The organism is Pseudoalteromonas sp. Z1A6 (assembly GCF_011378745.1).
Taxonomy (GTDB): domain Bacteria; phylum Pseudomonadota; class Gammaproteobacteria; order Enterobacterales; family Alteromonadaceae; genus Pseudoalteromonas; species Pseudoalteromonas arctica.
The window spans coordinates 1-3,217 of record NZ_WTKW01000424.1 but is presented as its reverse complement, the minus strand read 5'-3'; the positions used below and the strand labels follow the sequence as shown (position 1 = coordinate 3,217).

Sequence of the window (3,217 nt, the reverse complement as noted above, 5' to 3'; positions counted from 1 at the left end):
TAAAAAATAAATTAAAGGACTCTAAAAAATTACCTGTTTGGTTCGCCTCTTCGTATATATTTATCGAAACTAAGTAATTCATTGTACATATTTACAGAGTAAAAGTTAGCCAAATAACTTTCTCCTAACTACTTTTCTATAACCACTGGGCGTTTGGCTTAATACCTTTTTAAACACACGCGTTAAATGCCCTTGATCGTTATAACCGACCTCTAAAGCTACTTCTTGAATTGATAGATTTGATGACGCTAATAACTCCTTCGCACCTTCTACGCGTAATTGTTGCCAATACTCAATAGGGCTTTGATTGGTAGCAGCTCTAAAGCGACGTGTAAAAGTACGGTAGCTCAAGCTAAATTGGGCAGCGACTTCTTGAAGGTTTAACTCGGTGGCTAAATTTGTTTTTAGCCAAAACTGAATTTGCGCAATTAGCTCGTCGGGATGGCGGTCAACTGCGCCTTCTAAGTAGCGTTGATCTTCGTAGGGTTTACGTATTTCGTGCGAAAAGTTTCGCTCTACATGTTGAGCGGCGGCTTTTCCATAGTACTGACTAATAATATGTACGATCACATCTGCAAGGGCATTAAGGCTTGCTACGGTGTACATGCGTTCTGACTGGGTTATAAAAAAGTCGGGTTTTAAACGCACTAACGGGTAGTCGTGGCTAAATTGATTGGCGTAGTGCCAATGGGTTGTAGCAGGGTGCCCATCAAGTAAGCCAGCCTCAGCTACTAAGCAGTTGCCAGTGCCTACACCAATTATATGGCTGCCTGCGCTAAAGCTCTCGCTTAGCCAATCAACTACGCCTTGATTTGTACGCACTACAGGGCGCGGGTTTCGCCAAATTCCGGGCACTATAATTAAATCACTGTAGGGGGCGTTAGTTGTTATGCAATCAGGAATTATCGCAAGGCCTGCGCGAGTGGGTATAAATTCAGCATTTTTAGCCACTAAATTTATAGCAAGCGGTCTAAAGCTTTGCTTATCAAGATGGCCTTTAGCAAAGGCCTCGCCGGCTCTTAACATCTCGATAGGCAGCGTTAAACTGGTAACTAATAAATGCGGATATACCGCTATAGCAATGTTTAGTGGTGGATTAGTGTTTTTTTCAGTCATATAAATGCTCCGACCAGTATATTTTGGCCTTTTGTGCTGAATATTTGGCTATTAAAGCACAATGCATAGTGCATAATCCATTTAAACTGCCTGTTCTTCTAATAACACGTTTTTAAAGGTAAATTATGACAGCATTACCCGTTATAGTAGGCATGGGTGGCATTAACGCCGCTGGCCGTACTTCTTTTCATCAAGGTTATCGCCGTATCGTGTTAGATAGTTTAAATGCTCAAGATCGCAGTGAAACATTCTTAGGCCTCGCCACACTGATGAATCTAGTAAGCGTTGTAAACGGCCAATTACAAGATACACAAGGTAATAATGTTGAGCAAAGCGACATAGAAGCACGCTTTGGTGAGCAAATTATTGCTGGTACGCTTATTCGTAAAATTGAAAAAGAACACTTTGATGCAGATGCCACACCGTGGCAGCAAAAAATGACGCTAAACGCATCAAGCGATAACGCAATTGTGTTTGAAACGCGCGCTCGCGACTTACCTACACCTGTTCCAGCTAGCTGGCAAGTTGAAGAACTTGAAGGCAAAAAAGTAAAAGTAACTATTGCAGCCGACTTAGATGTTAAGCATGACTCAACACGTGATAACCCGATTAAATCTGCAGGGCAATTTCCGACTGGGTTTGATCCGTCTGTTATGTATAACAGCCGCTATCAGCCTCGTGGTCTGCAAGCTACTATTTTTGCAGCTACCGATGCTATTAAATCAACAGGGCTTGATTGGCAGCATATTATGAATAGCGTAGAGCCAGATAAAATTGGTACCTATTCAGCATCGGTAATTGGCCAAATGGACGACAAAGGCCTAGGCGGTTTAGTAAAGGCGCGCCAACAAGGCGACCGTGTTAGTACTAAGCAGTTAGCACTGGGTTTAAATACCATGTCGACCGACTTTATTAACGCGTATGTTACGGGCAATGTAGGTACTACGTTTTCGACCTCGGGCGCCTGTGCTACGTTTTTATACAACTTACGTGCAGCGGTTAACGACATACAGGCAGGGCGTACACGCGTTGCGGTTGTCGCAAGTGTTGAGTGTGCTATTACACCAGAAGTGATTGAAGGCTTTGGTAACATGAGCGCACTTGCAAATGTTGAAGGTTTGCGCCGTTTAGATAACTTATCAAGTGATGAAGAACCAGATTATCGCAAAAGTAGCCGCCCATTTGGCGACAACTGCGGCTTTACATTAGGTGAAGGCGCACAAGTTGCTATTTTAATGGACGATGCCTTAGCCCTTGAACTAGGCGCTGACATTATGGGCTGCGTACCGGATGTATTTGTAAATGCAGATGGCATAAAAAAATCAATCACGTCACCTGGTCCTGGTAACTATATTACCATGGCTAAATCGGCTGCTTTAGCAACGAGCCTTTTAGGCAAAGAAGCTTTGCAAGAACGTAGCTTTATTTTAGCGCATGGCTCAAGTACACCACTAAACCGCGTAACAGAGTCGCTGATATATCACAAAGTGGCACAAACGTTCGCTATTGATAATTGGAAAGTGACAGCGCCAAAAGCCTATGTTGGTCATACTATAGCTCCTGCAAGTGGCGACCAATTAGCGATAGCTTTAGGTGTATTTAGCCATAATATTATGCCGGGTATTACCACAATTGATAAAGTGGCTGATGATGTTTACACCGATCATCTTGATATTCGTAATAGCCATTACGAATGCGCCGATATGGATATTGCTTTTATAAATTCAAAAGGCTTTGGCGGTAACAATGCAACAGCTACCGTACTTTCACCAAAAGTAACAATGCAAATGCTCGCTAAGCGCCATGGCGATGAAGTTATGAGTAGTTACGCGCAGAAAAACGTGGCAATTAAAGCCGCGCAACAAACGTATCAAGCTCAAGCCGATTTAGGCCAGTACGAACTTATTTACCGCTTTGGCGACGGACTTATTGACGACAACGATATTGTAATAGACGAGCAAAGTATTCAGTTACCTGGCTTTGAAAAAGCAATTACGTTTAGCACAACAAATTCCTATCAAGATATGTTTTAAGCACACATACTTGTTAGCAAGGCGCTTTTTAAGCGCCTTTTTTAATGCCTCAAATATATTTACTATTA

The 3,217-nt window shown here is 42.5% G+C and carries 2 protein-coding genes; one reads left to right on the top strand and one right to left on the bottom strand.

Annotation, left to right across the window (positions count from 1 at the left end; genetic code table 11):
* Positions 1 to 105: 105 nt before the first annotated feature.
* A complete protein-coding gene (locus GQR46_RS18055) occupies positions 106 to 1,116 on the bottom strand; it encodes a helix-turn-helix domain-containing protein (RefSeq protein WP_101217300.1) in 1,011 nt (336 codons plus the stop codon).
* A gap of 125 nt (positions 1,117 to 1,241) precedes the next feature.
* Between GQR46_RS18055 and GQR46_RS18050 the strand changes: the two genes are divergently transcribed.
* A complete protein-coding gene (locus GQR46_RS18050; protein WP_165727434.1) occupies positions 1,242 to 3,149 on the top strand; it encodes a beta-ketoacyl synthase in 1,908 nt (635 codons plus the stop codon).
* Positions 3,150 to 3,217: the final 68 nt, after the last annotated feature.

Bases quoted from the DNA above. Each gene is read 5' to 3' on its own strand.
- GQR46_RS18055 (WP_101217300.1), bottom strand. From the start codon at position 1,116: ATGACTGAAAAAAACACTAATCCACCACTAAACATTGCTATAGCGGTA.
- GQR46_RS18050 (WP_165727434.1), top strand. From the start codon at position 1,242: ATGACAGCATTACCCGTTATAGTAGGCATGGGTGGCATTAACGCCGCT.